The sequence below is a fragment of the Leucobacter soli genome (assembly GCF_042659205.1).
GTDB lineage: Bacteria > Actinomycetota > Actinomycetes > Actinomycetales > Microbacteriaceae > Leucobacter > Leucobacter soli.
On the sequence record NZ_JBHSRW010000005.1, the window covers coordinates 1 to 18,508 of the forward strand.

General features: G+C 67.2%; 19 protein-coding genes. 10 read left to right on the plus strand and 9 right to left on the minus strand.

The window, feature by feature from the left end; genetic code table 11:
• The 3 genes from ACFPZL_RS00990 to trxA form a co-directional block, all read left to right on the plus strand.
• Window positions 1-866 (plus strand): DUF6049 family protein (locus ACFPZL_RS00990; protein ID WP_382334570.1); only part of this gene is annotated, 866 nt, incomplete at its 5' end.
• Window positions 867-915: 49 nt separating this feature from the next.
• Complete coding sequence (gene trxB / locus ACFPZL_RS00995; protein ID WP_218116106.1) at window positions 916-1,845, plus strand: thioredoxin-disulfide reductase; 930 nt, start codon at window positions 916-918, stop codon at window positions 1,843-1,845.
• 20 nt (window positions 1,846-1,865) lie between these two features.
• Window positions 1,866-2,189, plus strand: a complete 324-nt coding sequence (gene trxA, locus ACFPZL_RS01000) for a thioredoxin (protein WP_218116107.1) — start codon at window positions 1,866-1,868, stop codon at window positions 2,187-2,189.
• Window positions 2,190-2,241: 52 nt separating this feature from the next.
• Here trxA and ACFPZL_RS01005 read toward each other — a convergent pair whose 3' ends face one another.
• From ACFPZL_RS01005 to rpmH, 9 genes are all read right to left on the minus strand, one after another.
• Complete coding sequence (locus ACFPZL_RS01005; protein WP_218116108.1) at window positions 2,242-2,691, minus strand: SRPBCC family protein; 450 nt, start codon at window positions 2,689-2,691, stop codon at window positions 2,242-2,244.
• A gap of 154 nt (window positions 2,692-2,845) precedes the next feature.
• Window positions 2,846-3,868: a ParB/RepB/Spo0J family partition protein gene (locus ACFPZL_RS01010; RefSeq protein ID WP_218116109.1), complete on the minus strand. Its 1,023-nt coding sequence runs from the start codon at window positions 3,866-3,868 to the stop codon at window positions 2,846-2,848.
• Between the two features lie 2 nt (window positions 3,869-3,870).
• The gene (locus ACFPZL_RS01015; RefSeq protein ID WP_218116110.1) at window positions 3,871-4,758 is read right to left on the minus strand and encodes a ParA family protein; all 888 of its coding nucleotides are present in this window, start codon (window positions 4,756-4,758) and stop codon (window positions 3,871-3,873) included.
• 117 nt (window positions 4,759-4,875) lie between these two features.
• Window positions 4,876-5,544, minus strand: coding sequence for a 16S rRNA (guanine(527)-N(7))-methyltransferase RsmG (gene rsmG / locus ACFPZL_RS01020; RefSeq protein WP_218116111.1), 669 nt, complete (start codon window positions 5,542-5,544; stop codon window positions 4,876-4,878).
• Between the two features lie 37 nt (window positions 5,545-5,581).
• Window positions 5,582-6,082, minus strand: a complete 501-nt coding sequence (locus ACFPZL_RS01025) for a Jag family protein (RefSeq protein WP_218116112.1) — start codon at window positions 6,080-6,082, stop codon at window positions 5,582-5,584.
• 60 nt (window positions 6,083-6,142) lie between these two features.
• Window positions 6,143-7,117 carry a membrane protein insertase YidC gene (yidC, locus tag ACFPZL_RS01030; protein ID WP_218116113.1) on the minus strand — a complete coding sequence of 325 codons (975 nt, stop codon included), beginning with the start codon at window positions 7,115-7,117 and terminating at the stop codon, window positions 6,143-6,145.
• A 5-nt stretch (window positions 7,118-7,122) separates the two neighbouring features.
• On the minus strand, window positions 7,123-7,470 hold the full coding sequence (yidD, locus tag ACFPZL_RS01035) for a membrane protein insertion efficiency factor YidD (protein WP_218116114.1): 348 nt from the start codon (window positions 7,468-7,470) through the stop codon (window positions 7,123-7,125).
• Complete coding sequence (gene rnpA / locus ACFPZL_RS01040) at window positions 7,454-7,822, minus strand: ribonuclease P protein component (protein ID WP_218116115.1); 369 nt, start codon at window positions 7,820-7,822, stop codon at window positions 7,454-7,456. Before rnpA ends, yidD begins: the two co-directional genes overlap by 17 nt.
• 16 nt (window positions 7,823-7,838) lie before the next feature.
• Entirely contained in the window at window positions 7,839-7,976 is a 138-nt protein-coding gene (rpmH, locus tag ACFPZL_RS01045) for a 50S ribosomal protein L34 (protein ID WP_010155609.1), read from the minus strand.
• 368 nt (window positions 7,977-8,344) lie between these two features.
• Between rpmH and dnaA the strand changes: the two genes are divergently transcribed.
• The 7 genes from dnaA (at window position 8,345) to ACFPZL_RS01080 (ending at window position 18,504) form a co-directional block, all read left to right on the plus strand.
• Window positions 8,345-9,784, plus strand: coding sequence for a chromosomal replication initiator protein DnaA (gene dnaA / locus ACFPZL_RS01050; RefSeq protein ID WP_218116116.1), 1,440 nt, complete (start codon window positions 8,345-8,347; stop codon window positions 9,782-9,784).
• 479 nt (window positions 9,785-10,263) lie between these two features.
• The gene (gene dnaN / locus ACFPZL_RS01055) at window positions 10,264-11,406 is read left to right on the plus strand and encodes a DNA polymerase III subunit beta (RefSeq protein WP_218116117.1); all 1,143 of its coding nucleotides are present in this window, start codon (window positions 10,264-10,266) and stop codon (window positions 11,404-11,406) included.
• Between the two features lie 14 nt (window positions 11,407-11,420).
• The gene (gene recF / locus ACFPZL_RS01060) at window positions 11,421-12,725 is read left to right on the plus strand and encodes a DNA replication/repair protein RecF (RefSeq protein WP_218116118.1); all 1,305 of its coding nucleotides are present in this window, start codon (window positions 11,421-11,423) and stop codon (window positions 12,723-12,725) included.
• Window positions 12,715-13,203, plus strand: a complete 489-nt coding sequence (locus ACFPZL_RS01065) for a DUF721 domain-containing protein (protein ID WP_218116119.1) — start codon at window positions 12,715-12,717, stop codon at window positions 13,201-13,203. Before recF ends, ACFPZL_RS01065 begins: the two co-directional genes overlap by 11 nt.
• A gap of 183 nt (window positions 13,204-13,386) precedes the next feature.
• Window positions 13,387-15,381 carry a DNA topoisomerase (ATP-hydrolyzing) subunit B gene (gyrB, locus tag ACFPZL_RS01070; protein WP_218116120.1) on the plus strand — a complete coding sequence of 665 codons (1,995 nt, stop codon included), beginning with the start codon at window positions 13,387-13,389 and terminating at the stop codon, window positions 15,379-15,381.
• Window positions 15,382-15,467: 86 nt separating this feature from the next.
• Entirely contained in the window at window positions 15,468-18,104 is a 2,637-nt protein-coding gene (gene gyrA / locus ACFPZL_RS01075; protein ID WP_218116121.1) for a DNA gyrase subunit A, read from the plus strand.
• Window positions 18,097-18,504: a DUF3566 domain-containing protein gene (locus ACFPZL_RS01080; protein WP_218116122.1), complete on the plus strand. Its 408-nt coding sequence runs from the start codon at window positions 18,097-18,099 to the stop codon at window positions 18,502-18,504. The genes gyrA and ACFPZL_RS01080 overlap by 8 nt, the downstream gene beginning before the upstream one ends.
• The last annotated feature ends 4 nt before the right edge of the window (window positions 18,505-18,508 follow it).

Below are 18,508 nucleotides of genomic sequence, written 5' to 3' on the forward strand. Positions count from 1 at the left end.
GTCTCGCTCTCGCCGCCGGACGGCCCGCTGCAGGCGCAGCGGAGATCGGCCGGGTGCTCGCGCTGGATCGCGGGACGGTCGCGGATGCCGGCACGGTCGAGGCCGTCTTCGCGACGCTCGACGCGCTGGCCTGGGTCGACCCGACGAATGCCGCCCTGCAGCCGTCCGCAGAGGGGACTCTCCGTGCCGGCGAGGTCTCCGAGACGCGAGTGGAGCTGCTGCGCGAGGCCGTGTCCCGTTCCTCGGCCGTCGACGCGCTCGCCCCGCTGCTGCAGCATCCCGAGTACCTCACCGAGTATCAGCGCGTGGAGCTGCTCCGCACGCTCGGCACCCGCTTCGCGGCCCCCGACGCCGATCTTGCCGCGTTCGACCAGGGGTTGCGGGAGCGCGACGCAGCACTGCTCGACGGCGTGCAGGTCGTGCCCAGCGAGAACACCCAGCTCATCGGATCCTCTTCGCGCGTCCCGGTCCTCGTGCACAACGCGCTGCCGTTCGAGGCCCTGATCGTGCTCAAGGTCGCCCCGTACTCGGCGGCGATCACCGTGCCGGAGCGACGCTTCGCCGACGAGGCCGTCGAGGCGGGCGGCAACTCCACGGTCCTCGTCCCGGTCGACAGCCGCGTCTCGTCGGGTTCCACAGCGCTCGTCGTGCAGGTCGCCGACACGGTCGACGAGACGGTCTTCTCCGAGGTGCGCCTGCCCCTCACGATCAGCAGCCGCTACGAGGCGATCCTGCTCACCGTGCTCGGCGTGCTCGCGGCGCTGCTCTTCGGCTTCGGCGTCTGGCGCAGCCTCCGGCGGCATCGGCTGGTCGGCCGCGCGGATCGCGGCGAGGGCGGCCGCCGCCGCGGCGCCGCGGGGGAATAAACCCCACCTACCATTGTTCTATCCAATCGGACCATCAGCAGGGAGCAGCATGCACCAGATCATCATCATCGGCAGCGGACCGGCCGCGCTCACGGCGGGCATCTACGCCTCGCGGGCGGGCCTCGAGCCGCTGCTGTTCGCCAGCTCGGTGGAGCCCGGCGGCGAATTGATGAACACGACCGACGTCGAGAACTTCCCGGGGTTCCCCGAGGGGATTCAGGGCCCGGAGCTGATGGAGAAGATCCAGGCCCAGGCCGAGCGGTTCGGTACGCAGCTGCGCTACGACGACGTCACCGAGGTCTCGCTCGACGGCGATACCAAGCGGGTGACCACCGGCGACGGCACGGTGCACGAGGCGAAGGCCGTCATCTTCGCGACCGGCTCGGCCTACCGCAAACTCGGCCTCGCCGATGAGGAGCGGCTGAGCGGGCACGGCGTCTCCTGGTGCGCCACCTGCGACGGGTTCTTCTTCCGCGAGAAGACGATCGCCGTGATCGGCGGCGGAGACTCGGCGATGGAGGAGGCGACGTTCCTCACCCGCTTCGCCACGAAGGTGTACGTGATCCACCGCCGCGACGAGCTCAAGGCGTCCAAGATCATGCAGCAGCGGGCGTTCGACAACGAGAAGATCGAGTTCATCTGGAACTCGGAGGTCGCGGCGATCCACGGCGAGACGGAGGTGACCGGGCTCACCCTCCGCGACACCGTCGACGGCGCCGAGCGGGAGCTTCCGATCGAGGGCCTCTTCGTCGCCATCGGCAATGATCCCCGTACCCACCTGGTGCACGGCCAGCTCGACCTCACGCCCGAGGGGACCATCGCTGTCGACGGCCGCAGCTCGAAGACCTCGCTGCCCGGTGTCTTCGCCGCCGGCGACGTCATCGACCCGAGCTACCGGCAGGCCGTCACGGCCGCGGCATCGGGCACGGTCGCTGCCCTCGACGCCGAGCACTACCTCGCCTCTCTCGAAGACAACTGAAGACAACTAAAGGAGTCAGCATGTCAGAGCCCATCAACATCGACGAGGGCACCTTCGACAAGGTCGTCCTGCAGAGCGACATCCCGGTGCTCGTGGATTTCTGGGCGGCCTGGTGCGGCCCGTGCCGCGCGGTCGCGCCGGTGCTCGAGGAGATCGCCAAGGAGCACGACGGCAAGATCCTCATCGCCAAGCTGAACGTGGACGAGAACCCGAATCTCGCCGCCCGCTACCGCATCACCTCCATCCCGGCGATGAAGGTGTTCAAGGGCGGCGAGGAGGTGCACGAGATCATCGGGGCCATGCCGAAGCCCATGATCGAGAACGAGCTGACCGGGATCATCTGATCGGTCGCCGGAAGACGGAGGGGCGGGGCTGCGGCCTCGCCCCTCCGCTGCTCTACCCCCGCTCCGCGAGCTCGGCGAGGCGGTCGATGGAGGATCGCAGGTTCTCGGCCGTGGTGCTCCGGGCGCGCGCCTCGCGCTTCGGGTCGTGGAGCGCGGTCCAGTCGTAGCTGTGCCGGACGCGGGTGCCCCCGCCGTCGAGCGGCTCCAGCTCCCACCGCCAGAGATGCCCGGGAGGATCCTCGCCCGGGGGCGTCGGCAGCCAGGCGATGCGTCGGCCCTCCTCGAACTCGACGACCCGGTTCTCGCGTTCACCGCCCGTGGTGAGCCGCATGGTGAAGACATCGCCCGGGTGCCGCACGCGCTGGCCGGGGGCCGCCTCGGCGAGATTGTCGTTGCCGTCCCAGCGGGGCTGCTGCGCGGGGTCGGCGATCAGCTCGAATATCTCTGTGGCCGGTGCCGCGATGATGCGCTCGGCGCTGACGAATCTGGTCTCATCGGTCATGGCGCCAGTCAAGCACGCAGGATCGCTCCCGTCGAGGGCCAGGAGGCCGGCGCCGCCGCGCGAGCACCCACGCACCCGAGGAACGGGAGCACCATGCCGGATCGCGTGCGCTTCGACGTGGTGCCCGCCGTAGGCGAGGATCCGGCAGAGGCGTCTAGTTGAAGCCGGGGTCTCCGAGCTCGGCGAGGATGCGCTTCAGATCCTGCACGGTCGCGAAGTCGACCGTGATCTGGCCTTTCTTCGCCCCGAGCTTCACCGACACCCGCGTGCTGAAGCGATCGCCGAGCCGCTCGGCGATCTCGTCGAGCTGGGCCTGCACGCCCCCGGCGCGCGCCCGATTGCGCAGCATCGCCTTCGGCAGTGCTCCGGCGGCCGCCTCGGCGTCGCGCACCGAAAGCCCCTCGTTCACGATCTTGTCGGCCAGGCGCTGCATCGCCGACCCGTCGCCGTCGAGGGAGAGGATCGCGCGGGCGTGCCCGGCCGAGAGCACCCCGGCCGCGACCCGTGCTTGCACCGGCTCCGGCAGCTTGAGCAGGCGGATGGTGTTCGAGATCTGCGGGCGGGATCGGCCGATCCGCGCCGCGAGCTGCTCCTGCGTGATGCCGAAGTCGGCGAGGAGCTGCTGGTAGGCGGACGCCTCCTCGAGCGGGTTGAGCTGCGCGCGGTGCAGGTTCTCGAGCAGCGCGTCGCGCAGCATGTGCTCGTCCGCCGTGGAGCGGATGATGGCGGGGATCTCGGTGAGGCCGGCCCGCCGGCTCGCGCGGAAGCGGCGCTCGCCCATGATGAGCTCGTACCGGGGAGCGCCTTCGCCTGCGCCGGGCTCGATCTCGCGCACGACGACGGGCTGGAACACGCCGAACTCGCGGATCGAGTGGGTCAGCTCTTCGAGGGCCTCCTCGTCGAACTCCGTGCGCGGCTGCGCCCGGTTCGGCACGATGTCGGCCAGCGGCAGTCGGGTCAGGGTCGCGCCCGGCACCTCGGCGAGCCCGGCGTCGGCAGCCGAATCCGCAGTGTCGGCCGCCGCAGCGGCCGCCGATCCGTTACGTCCTGCGTCCTTCGCCTCCGTGTCCTTCGCCTCCGCGGACGAGAAGAACACGTCGACGGGGCGATCGCCTTCCGTCTGGGGGATGAGCGCGCCGATGCCGCGGCCCAGGCCGCTCCGCTTCTTCGTGGCCATCGTCAGGCTCCTTCGGTGATGGTCGCGCCGCGCTCCGCGATCTCGGCGGCGGCTTCGAGGTAGGCGAGGGCCCCGATGGAGCCGTGGTCGTAGGCGTGAACCGTCTGGCCGTAGCTCGGGGCCTCGGATATCCGCACGGAACGGGGGATCACGGCAGAGAGCACCTCGTCGGGGAAGTGCTCGCGCACCTCGTGGGCGACCTCCTGGGCGAGGTTGGTCCGCGCGTCGTACATGGTGAGCAGGATCGTCGAGACCCGCAGCCCCGGGTTCAGATGCTTCTGGATCAGCTGAATGTTGCCGAGCAGTTGGCTCAGCCCCTCGAGCGCGTAGTACTCGCACTGGATCGGGATCAGCACCTCGTTCGCGGCGACGAAGGCATTGACCGTGAGCAGGCCGAGCGAGGGCGGGCAATCGATGAAGACGTAGTGGAACCGGATGTCGCTCTCTTGCAGGAAGTCCGCGAGCGCCGTGCGGAGGCGCTGTTCGCGGGCCACCAGCGAGACCAGTTCGATCTCGGCTCCGGCGAGGTTGATCGTGCTCGGTACGCAGAAGAGCCGCTCGTGGTCGGTGGTCGGCTGGATGGCGGCCTCGATGCCCTCCTCGCCGAGCAGCACGTCGTAGACGCTCGTGACCTCGGGGCGATGCGGCACGCCGAGGGCGGTCGACGCGTTCCCCTGCGGGTCGAGGTCGATGACCAGCACATTCGCGCCCCGCCGGGCGAGGGCCGATGCGAGGTTGACCGTGGTGGTGGTCTTCCCGACGCCGCCCTTCTGGTTCGAGACCGTGATGATCCGAGTATCGTCCGGCAGCGGGGACTGCGTCTCCTCGAGCAGGCGGCGTCGCCGGATCTTGTCGACGATGTGGTTGCCCACGAGTGCGTCTTCAGTCATTCCTGCCTCGGTGTCGGGTGCTGGGTGTCGATGGCGTCCGTGATCCGGCTCGGCTCGCGCGAAACCCCGCCTGATCGGTGCGCTCGATGCGACCGCTTCGCCGCATCACGCGCACGATCAACGGATCGTCGCCCTAAAGACTCTAGTCGTTTCGGCGAGCAGGCCGCCGCCGAGTTCTTCGACGGCGATATCGTGGGCCTTCGCCCGGCGGAGCTGCTTCTCGGCCGCCTCGATCTCCGCGTCGACCGAACCGCCCTTGAGGAACAGCATCTCCCCGCCGTCGCGCAAGAGGGGGGCGGTGATCGGGACCAGCTTCTTCAGGGCGGTGACGGCACGCGCCGTCACCTGATCCACCTCGAAGGCCCCGTGGAACTCCTCTGCCCGACCGCGCTTCACCTCGACGTTCTCGAGACCGAGGCGATCCACCTGCTCTCGCAGCCATGCGCAACGGCGCTCCATCGGCTCGATCAGCAGGAACCGCGCATCCGGCCGGACGATCGCAAGCACCAGCCCAGGCATCCCGCCCCCGGTGCCGACATCCGCGATCCGCGATCCGCTCCGGAGCAGGGGAGCGAGCACCGCGCTGTTGAGCAGGTGCCGTGTCCAGAGTCGGGGCGGCTCCAACGGCCCGATGAGGCCGAGCGGCTCGCCGCGCGCGCCGAGATCCTCCGCGAACGCGCGCAGCACCTCGATCCGGTCGCCCGCGATCTCCGCGGCGGCTGCCGGTTCCGGCTCGATACCATCGGTCGGCTGCGGCTCGGCTGCAGGAGCGGGGTCGACGGTCACGGCGCTCGAAGTTTCACGTGAAACGGTGTCGGTCGGATCAGGCGGCGCTCACGACGAGACGGCGCTCGCGCCCCTCGCCGCGCGACTCCGAGTGGTAGCCGCGCTCGGCCACGACGTCGTGCACCAGCTTCCGCTCGTACGACGACATCGGCTCGAGCTCGACCTCGGTCCGGCCCGCCGCGATCTGGGCGATCGCCGCGTCGACGAGTCCGCCCAGTTCGGCCGCCCGGGCCTCGCGCGATCCGCCGATGTCGAGGATGAGGCGCGAGAACCGCCCGGTGTCGCTCTGCACGGTGAGCCTCGTCAGCTCCTGCAACGCGTGCACGGTGTCAGGCATCGACAGTCGCTCGAGGTCGGCGCCGCCGCCCGTGATCGAGAGATACGCCCGGCCGCTCGCCACCGAGATGTCGAGATCGCCATCGAGATCGGCGATGTCGAGCAGGCCCTCGATGTAGTCCGCGGCGAGATCGCCCTCGGCCTCGAGCTCCTCGGTCGTCGGCTCGTCATGGCCTCGGCCGGTATCGACGTGTTCACTCATGAATCCACCCTGTTTCTTCGCTGTGCGCATCGCTTCGAGCGGGGCTCCGCTGCTCGGCGCCTACTTCTTCTTCTTGGCGCGCTTGGCGCTCATCGGCTGCTGCCGCTGGCCCTGCGGGTCGGCGGTCCCCTCGATCCGATCGATCTCTGCGACCTCGTCGTCGCTGAGCTTTCCCTTGGCCTTCAGCCGGGCCTGCCGCGCGCGCCAGGCGTCGCTGCCGGGGGTCGGCATGTTGCGGATCACGATGTACTGCTGCCCCATGGTCCAGAGGTTCGAGGTGAACCAGTAGATGTTCAGGGCGAGCGGGAAGGCGACGCCCGAGAAGAGGAAGGCGAAGGGGATGATGTACAGCATGATCTTCTGCTGGCGGTACATCGGCGAGTTCTTGGTCTCATCGCTGACGTTCTTCGACATGATCTGCAGCTGCGTGAAGAACTGCGAGGCGATCATGAGCACCATGATCGTGCCGAGCAGGGTCACGACCATCCAGTTGCCCGACTCCCAGCCCTGGGTGAAGGTCATCTTGATCGGCGCGCCGAAGATCGTGGCGGCGTTGAAGCTCGCCGTCAGCTCCTCCGTCATGAAGGCGATGCCGGCCTGACCGGTGCCGTCGCCGCCGCTGCCCATCGCGCCCGACGCATTTCGCAGGACGTAGAACAGTGAGAAGAAGATCGGCATCTGGATCAGGATCGGCAGGCACGACGAGAACGGATTGGTGCCGTGCTTCTTGTACAGCGCCATGGTCTCGCGGCTCATCGCCTCGCGCGAGAACTGATCGCTCTTGCCCTTGTACTTCGCCTGGATCTTCTTCATCTCGGGCGCCAGATCCATCATCCGGCGCTGGGCCTTGATCTGCCGCACCGTGACCGGAATGAGCGCCGAGCGCACCACGATCACGAGACCGAGGATCGAGAGCACCCAGGTGACACCACCGGCGGGATCCAAGCCGATCCAGGTGAAGAGCTGATGCCAGAGCATCAGGAACAGCTCGACGAGCCAACGCAGTGGCCAAAGGAGTGTCTCGAGGAATTCCACCTGGATCAGGCCTTTCGGTGTTCTGGGCGAACGAATCCGCGCGAGTTGATGACGAAGTTCGGGTGTTCCCGCTCAGGAGCATCGTCGATGCCGCCCCGCGTGAACGGGTTGCAGCGCAGGAGCCGCCAGGCCGTGAGCACCACCCCGCCGACGAAGCCCTGACGCTGGAATGCCTCCACAGCGTACCGGGAACAGCTGGGATAGTACCTGCAGACCTGACCATACAGAGGGGAGATCACTCGCCGATACCCGAGCATGACGGCGATGGCCGCGTTGCGGGGGAGCAACCAGAGCTCCTGGAGAAGGGCGGGCACCGGCAGGGGCCCGCTGCGGGACTCAGTGGCGCTGCGCATGGCCCGGCTCCCTCCTGCGGACGGCGCGGTCGAGCGCCCGGACGGTCTCGCGCTCGAGCTCGGCGAACGGTACGGCGGCACTGGCCGGCAACGCGCGGAAGACGACGTCGGCTCCCGTGAATCCTGCGGCCAGACGGCGTTCGACGATGGATTTCAAACGGCGACGCACGAGATTCCGGGTGACGGCGTTGCCCACGGCCTTGGAGACGATGAAGCCGAAGCGCGCGGGGAGCCCTTCGTCGACATGCAAAACCGCGTGGGTGATGCAGGTCGCACCTCCCACGCGGTTGCCGCTTCGCACGATGCGTCGGTAGTCATCGCCCCGAGTGATTCGGTGCTGCCGTGCCGGCACGAGCGTTGAAGTCTGATTAGGCGGTGAGCTTCGAGCGGCCCTTGCCGCGACGGGCCGCGACGATGGCGCGGCCGGCGCGGGTGCGCATGCGGGCGCGGAAGCCGTGCACCTTGGCGCGGCGGCGGTTGTTGGGCTGGAAGGTGCGCTTGCTCATGGGAGAACTCCGTGATTCGATGGTGGATCAGACGCCGTCCGACGGCTCGACCGTACTGGCCGGATATCGGAGAGCGGTGGCTGGTGAAGGCGGCATGCCGGAGCAGCGCCCATACAAGTTGACTATTCTACGCATTCGTGCACGCGGAGTCAAAGAGCGTCGGACCAGCCCATCATTACACCGCGAGGGCCGGGTGTTCGGCGTCATCCCGGCGGTGTGTCGCCAGAAAGCGACTTGCCTGTGGACAGATCTGTGAGTAGCGTTGTCGCTACTGTCCGGGGCGGCCCGGGCTTCTTCGCCGCGAGACGGATCGTAGGACCCGATACTCGGCGGTGATCAGGCGTTTTCAGCATGAGTCAGGTAGGCGATTGACCGAAGAGGATGTGCAACGCATCTGGGCGCGGGTCACCCAGGCGGTGACGAGCGACCCAGAAGTCGGTCCGGCGGGCGGCGCGCAGCTCGAGCTGGCGGTACCGCGCGGCGTCGCCGCGGGTACGCTCTACCTCGCGGTCGAGTACGACTTCACCCTCAAGCTGCTCGAGGGCAGGTTCCGTCCGGCCATCATGGCGGCCGTCGCCGGCATTCCGGAGGCGGCGGGCATCTCGAACTTCATCGTGATGGTCGACCCCGATATCGAATCGGTGAGCACGACCTCCGCGGAACCGATCGCGCAGGCCGCCGCGCCCGCGGTCGAGACGGATCCTCTGCTCACCCCGCTGCCGAGTTACCGGCCGGCACCGGAGCCGATCGGCCGGCACGCGAGCCCAGCGGCATCCGAAAGCCGACTCAATGAGAAGTACAGCTTCGACACCTTCGTGATCGGTCAGTCCAACCGCCTCGCCCACGCCGCGGCTATCGCGGTCGCGGAAGCCCCGGCCCGCGCCTACAACCCGCTCTTCATCTACGGCGACTCGGGGCTCGGGAAGACCCACCTCCTGCATGCGATCGGGCACTACACGCGCGAGCTGTACCCGGAGGTACGGGTGCGCTACGTGAGCTCCGAGGACTTCACCAACGACTTCATCAACTCGATCACGAACAATCAGGGCGCCGCGTTCCACTCCCGCTACCGGAGCGTGGATCTGCTGCTGGTGGACGATATCCAGTTCCTGGAAGGCAAGGCGGAGACGCAGGAGGCCTTCTTCCACACCTTCAACACGCTTCACGACCACAACAAGCAGGTCGTGATCACGAGCGATGTGCAGCCGAAGCAGTTGCGCGGCTTCGAGGATCGGATGCGCTCCCGCTTCGAGTGGGGCCTGATGAGCGACATCCAGACGCCGGATCTCGAGACGAGGATCGCGATCCTCCGCAAGAAGGCCCAGCACGAGAAGCTCGACATTGACCACGACATCCTCGAGTTCATCGCGTCGAAGTTCACTTCGAACATCCGCGAACTTGAGGGCACGCTGATCCGGGTGACGGCGTTCGCCAGCCTGAACCGGCAACGGATCGACATGCCGCTCGTGCAGACGGTGCTGAAGGATCTCATCACGCTCGACGAGGACAACGAGATCCTGCCGACCGACATCATCAGTCACACGGCGGACTACTTCAACATCGCCGTCGACGATCTCTACGGCCCGACGAGGGCGCACCAGATCGCCCAGGCCCGTCAGATCGCGATGTACCTCTGCCGCGAGCTCACCCCGCTCTCGCTTCCGAAGGTCGGGCAGCTCTTCGGCGGCCGAGACCACACCACGGTCATGTACGCGCACAAGAAGATCGCCTCGCTCATCGCCGAGCGCCGTTCCGTCTTCAATCAGGTGACCGAACTCACCACCAGGATCCGCCAGAGCACGCGCTGACCGCGCACCCCCATACGCACCTCCGTCGATCCGCATTCCGGGTGATCCCGCCTGGCCCGGGACCTCCGTCCTTCATCCCTTCGGCGACGGTTCTCCACAGGCATTCTCCATACTGTGAATAATTCCGGACAACCGGACTCGCCCTGTGGAGAATTCGGGCCATCCTGTGGAAAGTGCTCTCGGCGAGAAATCCGCGTCATCATGCGGATCTCGACTTATCCAAGCCTCGCCCACAACTCACACGCGTGTAGTTTCCCCAAGCCGACTGGGATACCTCGAGTTATCCACACTTTCCACAGGACTTATTACTATTACAGTTCCCAATTCAAGGCGAGGGTGCTCGATCACACGATGCCGGGAGCGACATCTCGACGCCGGACCGATCCTCCTGCGGCGGCTGCGACGAGTGTGCAAAGATTGTCACGCTAGCACCGTGCAGCCGCGACGCCATCGTGCTGCACCTCGATCGAGGAGCCTCTATGCGTTTCACCGTCAACCGCGATGTCTTCAGCGAGGCGGTGTCGTTCGCCGCGAAGCTCTTGCCGCAGCGACCCACGCAGCCCCTGCTGAGCGGTGTGCTGATCGAGAGCGCTGAGGGCGAGCTGACGGTGTCGTCGTTCGACTACGAGACCTCGGCACGGACCACGGTCGCCGCAGAGGTCTCGACGCCGGGTCGTGCGCTCGTCTCCGGCCGGCTGCTCGGTGAGATCGCGCAGCGCCTCCCCCTCTCCGATGTCGAGGTCACGCTCGATGAATCCCGGGTGCAGCTGCGCTGCGGCTCGGCATCGTTCAGCCTGCCGGCCATGCCGGTGGACGAGTACCCGCAGATCCCTCGTATCGAATCGGTGTCGGGCGTCGTCCCGGCGGATGCGTTCGCCGAGGCCGTGTCGCAGGTCTCTCTCGCCGCATCGAAGGACGATGTCACCCCGGTGATCACCGGCGTGCAGTTCGAGATCGCGGAGAACGCGCTGACTCTGACGGCGACCGACCGCTACCGGGTCGCGACCCGGCGCCTCGACTGGGAGCAGCAGGGGAGTGCGGACGAGCTCTCCGCGCTCGTGCCGGCCAAGGTCGTCATCGAGGTGGGGAAGTCCTTCTCGGGGGCGGGCACCGTGCAGGTCTCGATCATCAAGGACGGGGAGCGGGAGCTGATCGCGTTCACCGGCGGGAACAAGACGGTCACGTCGCTGCTGATCAAGGGCAACTACCCGCCAGTCGGTCGGCTCTTCCCCGAGGGGATCGACAACTACGCCGTCGTGAACACCGCGGATCTGGTGGAGGCGGTCGGACGCGTCGGTCTCGTGCTCGAGCGCGAGGCGGCGCTCCGTTTCAGCTTCATCGAGGGACAGGTCACGCTTGAGGCGGCCGGGACCGAGACGGCGCAAGCCGTCGAGACGGTCGATGCGCACCTTTTCGGAGCCGACATGGTCGTCTCGCTCAAGCCGCAGTTCCTGCTCGACGGCCTGCGCTCCACCCATGCGGAGTTCGCGAGGATCGGGTTCACCCGCACGGAGAACGCGAGCAAGCCCGGGCCCGTGCTCATCACCAGCCAGCGGAGCCAGGACGATACGGGCGAAGAGAGCTTCCGCTACCTGCTGCAGCCGAACCTGCTCCTGCGGTAGTCGGGGGTGCGCCCATGCGGGTGATCCATCTCTCCCTCGCCGACTTCCGCAACTACGAGCGGGCCGAGGTCGGCTTCGAAGCGGGATCCAACCTGATCGTCGGCCGGAACGGGCAGGGCAAGACGAATCTCGTCGAAGCGATCGCCTACTTCGCCTCCCTGCGCTCGCATCGGGTGACCGGTGACGCCGCCCTCATCCGCGCGGCAGCCGATACCGGTGTGGCGCGGATGCGCATCGCGGTCGGCGAGCGGGAGGCCCTCCTCGAAGTGGAGCTCAACCGTCAGGGAGTGAATCGGGCACGGGTCAATCGAAACGGCGTCAAGCCGCGGCAACTGACCCGCTGGTTCTCGACCGTCCTGTTCGCTCCGGAGGATCTGTCGATCGTGCGGGGCGAACCGGCGGTGCGCCGGCGCTTCCTCGACGACGCGCTCGTCGCGCGGAATCCTGCATTGGCGGGAGTACTGGCGGACTACGAGCGAGTGGTGCGTCAACGGACGGCGCTCTTGAAGTCGGCGAGGGCGAGCGGGGCTCGCTCGTCGCTCGATGCGACGCTGGGTCTCTGGGACGAGAAACTGGTCGAGCTCGGTGCACGGATCATGGTGGAACGGCGACGCCTGGTCGAGGCGCTGTGTGCACCGTTGATCGAGAGCTACCGCGACCTGGCCGATGCGGATCACAGCCCGCGCCTGACCGTCGAAGAGAGCGTCGGCGCGGCCTCCGATCCGGATGTTTCACGTGAAACGGATCGCTCGGCTTCACCGCCCGCCGGCGGGGGAGATCCCTCGACGGCTCTGGGGAACGTGGAATCCGAGGTCGATGTTTCACGTGAAACGATCGAGCGCGCGTTCCGCCATGCACTGGCCGCCGTCCGTGCGCAGGAGGTCGAGCGGGCCGTCACGCTCGTCGGCCCGCACCGGGACGACCTGGCACTCCGCCTCAATGATCTGCCCGTGAAGGGATACGCGAGCCACGGCGAGTCCTGGTCCTTCGCCCTCGCGCTGCGTTTGGCCGTCGCGGACCTCCTTCGACGCGAGTCGCCGGCCGGGGATCCCGTCATCATTCTCGACGACGTCTTCGCGGAACTCGATTCCGGTCGGCGATCCCGACTGATGGCTGCGGTCGGATCCTATGAACAGGTGATCGTCACCGCCGCCGTCGAGGAAGATGTCCCAGGAGAGCAGTCCTGGAACCGCATCCGCGTTTCCGGGGGCGAGATCGTCGAAGGCCCGAGCGACGCTGATGGACTTCGAACAGGTTCCGACTCGCCGGGAATCTCCGATTCGCCCAGTACGGTTCACGAGGTCGCGGATGACTCCTGAGCCGGATTTCGCCTCGAACGCCTATCTGCATGCCAAGGCGCTGTGGAAGGGAGTGCCGCTTCGCAGGCGGACCCGGATCCGTTCGGCAGAGGGGGAGGGGATCAGCGTGCCGTTCGGCAAGGGGCGAGAACCGCGAGCTCTCGGCGAGCTGCTCGACATCGCCGCCGCGGACATGGGATGGACTGCGGAACTGGATCAGGCCCGGCTCATCTCCGAGTGGCATCGTTTCGTCGGCGAGGCGATGGCGGCGCACACGCAGGTGGTCGAGATCAGGAACGGCGTGCTGATGGTGCAGTGCGACTCCACGACCTGGGCCACGGAACTGCGGCGTCTCCGCGGAGAGATCCTCACCCGTATTCTCGACGAGTACCCGGAGGTCGGCGTCAACGAACTCAAGTTCCGCGCACCCGGGGCGCCGAGCTGGCGGCACGGACCCAGACGGGTTCAGGGCCGCGGCCCGCGGGATACGTACGGGTAGTCGGATCGGGTTCGGAGGAGCCTGCACGGATCCGGGGGACGATCCCAGGCGAAATGTGGCCCTGAATCGCCCGAAACGGCCACTTCAGACGCCGGGAATTGGTAGGCTGATGTTCGGAAATACCCGGCGGGATGAAACCCGCTGAAAGCGGCATTGAGTGCGGCAGAGGGAACTTACTCATCTATGACTTCAGAAGAAGCTTCGGCCACGCAGGAATACGGCGCCGGCGACATCCAGGTGCTCGAAGGGCTCGAAGCGGTTCGCAAGCGCCCCGGCATGTACATCGGATCCACCGGTCCGCGCGGTCTGCACCACCTCGTCTACGAGATCGTCGACAACTCGGTCGATGAGGCGCTCGCCGGGCACTGCGACCTGATCGACGTGACGATCCTCGAGGACGGCGGGATCCGCGTGATCGACGACGGCCGTGGCATCCCGGTCGACATGCACCCGACCGAGGGGCGCTCGACCGTGGAGGTTGTGCTCACGGTGCTCCACGCCGGCGGCAAGTTCGGCGGCGGGGGATACGCGGTCTCGGGCGGTCTGCACGGCGTGGGATCCTCCGTGGTCAACGCGCTGTCGAGCCGCTTCGAGGTTGAGGTGAAGCGGCAGGGTTTCACGTGGAACATGTCGTTCACGGGCAGCGTTCCCGATGCACCGCTGGCGAAGGGCGAGCCGAGTTCGGAGACCGGGACGACCATCACGTTCTGGCCGAGCGCTGACATCTTCGAGACGGTCGAGTTCGACTACGCGACGCTGCGGACGCGATTCCAGCAGATGGCGTTCCTGAACAAGGGGCTGCGGATCGCGCTCACCGACCTGCGCCCGCAGGAACCGGTGGAGAACGCCGAGGGCGAGCTGGTCGTACCTGCCGCACCGCGCGACGAGTTCCACTACGAGAAGGGGATCGAGGACTACGTCCACTACCTGAACTCGGCGAAGCGCGCCGAGCTGGTGCACGACGAGATCATCTCCTTCGAGGCGGAGGACACCACGCGCAAGATCGCTGCGGAGATCGCGATGCAGTGGACCACCGCGTACACCGAGAGCGTCCACACCTACGCGAACACGATCAACACTCACGAGGGCGGGACGCACGAGGAGGGATTCCGCGCGGCGCTGACCACGCTCGTCAATCGGTACGCCCGCGAGAAGAACCTGCTCCGCGAGAAGGACGAGAACCTCTCGGGCGACGACGTGCGCGAGGGCCTCACCGCGGTGGTCTCCGTGAAGCTGGGCGAACCTCAGTTCGAGGGTCAGACGAAGACGAAGCTCGGCAACACCGAGGCCAAAGCCTTCGTGCAGAAGGTCGTCGGCGATCAGCTCGGTGACTGGTTCGAGCGCAATCCGAACGCCGCGAAGGAAATCATCCGCAAAGCGATTCAGGCCGCCACCGCACGGCTCGCCGCGCGGAAGGCACGGGAGACCGCACGCCGCAAGGGCCTGCTCGAGTCGGGCGGCATGCCCGGAAAGCTCTCGGACTGCACGAGCAAGGATCCGACCGTCTCCGAGATCTTCATCGTCGAGGGCGATTCGGCAGGAGGCTCGGCGAAGACCGGGCGAAACCCCGAGACCCAGGCGATTCTGCCCCTGCGCGGCAAGATCCTGAACGTCGAGAAGGCCCGGCTCGATCGTGCGCTGGGCAACAACGAGGTGCAGGCGATGATCACGGCGTTCGGCGCCGGCATCGGCGAGTACTTCGACCCCGAGAAGGCCAGGTACCACAAGATCGTGCTGATGGCCGATGCCGACGTTGACGGTCAGCACATCACCACGCTGCTGCTGACGCTGCTCTTCCGCTACATGCGGCCGCTGATCGACCTCGGCTACGTCTACCTGGCGCAGCCGCCGCTCTACCGGATCAAATGGACGAACGCCGAGCACGAATACGTGTTCAGCGACGCGGAGCGCGACCAGCGGCTTGCCGCGGGTGCCGAGAACGGACGCCGCCTGCAGAAGGAGAGCGGCGTGCAGCGCTACAAGGGGCTCGGCGAGATGAACTACGAGGAGCTCTGGGAGACCACCATGAACCCGGAGACCCGTACCCTGCTGCAGGTCACCATGGACGATGCCGCCGCGGCGGATGAGATCTTCGCCACGCTCATGGGCGAGGACGTGGAATCCCGGCGCACCTTCATCCAGCAGAACGCGAAGGATGTGCGCTTCCTCGACATCTAGCGTCGCTCCCCTCAGGCGGCCGCGAGCGACGCGGTGAGCCCGGGCAGGACGATGGCAGCAGGACGCACCAGAGCGAAAGACGAGATATGACTGACGAGAACCGGACCGATCAGGATCCGACGGGCGAGTCGGCGCCCGACGCCGTGCACGGCAGGATAGATCAGGTCGACCTGCAGCTCGAGATGCAGCGCTCGTACCTCGACTACGCGATGAGCGTCATCGTAGGCCGCGCGCTGCCCGACGTGCGCGACGGCCTGAAGCCGGTGCACCGTCGCGTCATCTACACCATGTACGACGGCGGATACCGCCCGGACAAGGCGTTCTCGAAGTGCACGCGCGTCATTGGAGACGTGATGGGCCAGTTCCACCCGCACGGCGACTCCGCGGTGTACGACTCGCTCGTGCGCCTCGTGCAGCCGTGGGCGATGCGCTACCCGCTCGCGCTCGGACAGGGCAACTTCGGCTCACCCGGAAACGACGGCGCCGCCGCCCACCGGTACACCGAGACCAAGATGTCGCCGCTCGCCATGGAGATGGTCCGCGATATCGACGAGGACACCGTCGACTTCCAGGACAACTACGACGGGCGGACCCAGGAGCCGACCGTCCTCACCGCGCGGTTCCCGAACCTCCTGGTCAACGGCTCCGTCGGCATCGCCGTCGGCATGGCGACGAACATCCCGCCGCACAACCTTCGCGAGGTATCCGAGGCGGCCATCTGGCACCTGGAGCACCCGGAGGCGGGCCGGGAGGAGCTGCTCGAGGCGCTGATGGAGCGCGTGCACGGCCCCGACTTCCCGACCGGCGCCCAGATCCTGGGCACCAAGGGGATCCGCGAGGCCTATCGCACCGGCCGCGGCTCGATCACGATGCGCGCGGTCGTCAGTATCGAGGAGATCCAGGGCCGCACCTGCCTCGTCGTCACCGAGCTGCCCTACCAGGTGAACCCCGACAACCTCGCCGTCAAGATCGCGGATCTCGTCAAGGACGGCAAGGTGCAGGGCATCGCCGACATCCGCGACGAGACCAGCGGTCGCACCGGCCAGCGGCTCGTGATCGTGCTCAAGCGGGACGCGATCGCGAAGGTCGTCCTGAACAACCTCTACAAGCACACGCAGCTGCAGGAGAACTTCGGCGCGAACATGCTCGCGATCGTCGACGGCGTGCCGCGGACGCTCGCCATCGACGGTTTCATCACGGCGTGGGCGAAGCACCAGGTCGAGGTCATCGTCCGGCGTACGGCGTACCGGTTGAAGAAGGCCGAGGCAGAGGCCCATATCCAGCGCGGCTACCTGAAGGCGCTCGACGCGCTCGACGAGGTCATCGCGCTGATCCGCCGCTCGCCGACCGTCGACGAGGCCCGCGAGGGCCTGATGGCGCTGCTCGACGTCGACCAGCTGCAGGCCGACGCCATCCTCGGACTGCAGCTGCGCCGGCTCGCGGCCCTCGAACGGCAGAAGATCCTCGACTACGCGGCGAAGCTCGAAGCTCAGATCGCCGAGTACGAGGGGATCCTCGCCTCGCCGGAGCAGCAGCGCGGGATCGTCGTCGATGAGCTCACCGAGCTGGTCGATCGCTACGGCGACGAGCGCCGCACGCAGATCCTGCACGGTTACGACGGCGACATGTCGATGGAGGATCTGATACCCGAGGAGGAGATGGTCGTCACCATCACCCGCGGCGGCTACGTGAAGCGCACCCGGATCGACAACTACCGCTCGCAGCATCGCGGCGGCAAGGGCGTCAAGGGCGCCCAGCTGCGCGCCGACGACATCGTGGAGCACTTCTTCGTCACTACGACACACCACTGGCTGCTGTTCTTCACCAACACCGGCCGCGTCTACCGGGCGAAGACCTACGAGATCCCCGAGGGCGGTCGCGACTCCAAGGGTCAGCACCTCGCGAACCTCCTGGCGCTCGCTCCCGACGAGGCCGTGACCCAGGTGCTCGACCTCCGCGATTTCGCGGACGACGTCTACCTGGTCCTCGCCACCCGCGACGGACTGGTGAAGAAGACGAGGCTGACCGAGTACGACACCAACCGCACCGGCGGCATCATCGCGATCAAGCTGCGCGAGGGCGACGAGCTCGTCCAGGCGCTGGTCGCGGGTGCGGCCGACGATGTCCTGCTCATCTCCCGGCACGGCATGTCCGTGCGATTCACCGCCTCTGATCAGGCACTTCGCCCGATGGGCCGTTCGACGAGCGGTGTGCGCGGCATGAACTTCCGCGACGGGGACGCGCTGCTCGCCGCCTCGACCATCAGCGCCGAGGCCGGGGAGGGGACCGGCGGCTACGTCTTCATCGTGACCGAGGGCGGCTACGCGAAGCGCACCGCGGTGGACGAATACCGCGTGCAGCAGCGCGGCGGCTACGGTATCAAGGTGGCGAAGCTCGACGAGACCCGCGGGGATCTGGTCGGCGGCTTCATCGTCGACGAGGCCGACGAGGTGCTCGTGGTGCTGGCGAGCGGCAAGGTCGTGCGGTCGGACGTGGACGAGGTGCCGGCCAAGGGACGCAACACCATGGGGGTCGTGTTTGCGCGATTCCCAGAGGGGGACCGTATTATTGGCATCGCGCGGAACTCGGAGCGCGGCCTCGACGGCGACGACTCCGAGGATTCCGACGGCGAATCGGGCGGGTCCGATGACCAGGGCGGCTCCGCGGCGGCCCCGGATGCCGGCGCCGGGCCGACCGAGGACAAGGAAGACGTGAATGAGTAGCACTGTTGCAGACAAGCTGGCCAGGAAGAGCCGCAAGAAGGCGCCGGCCAAGCAGGTCCGCCTGAAGCTGGTCTTCATCGACTTCTGGTCGGCCGTGAAATTCTCCTTCCTGGTGTCGGTGTGCATGGCGATCGTCGGCGTCGTGTCGGCGATCCTGATCTACACGGTCCTGCTCTCGACTCAGGTGCTCGCCAAGCTCGACGAACTCTTCATGGACATCGTCGGCGACGGGCAGAGCCTGATGGGCATGATCGGGTTCCCCCAGGTGCTCGGCTTCTCGATCGTGGTCGGCATCCTGAACATCATCGTCGGCACGGCGCTCGGCGCGGTGGCCTCGCTGATCTACAATCTCCTCGTGCGGGTGCTCGGCGGTTTCCAGCTCGGTTTCACCAGCAACTGATGGA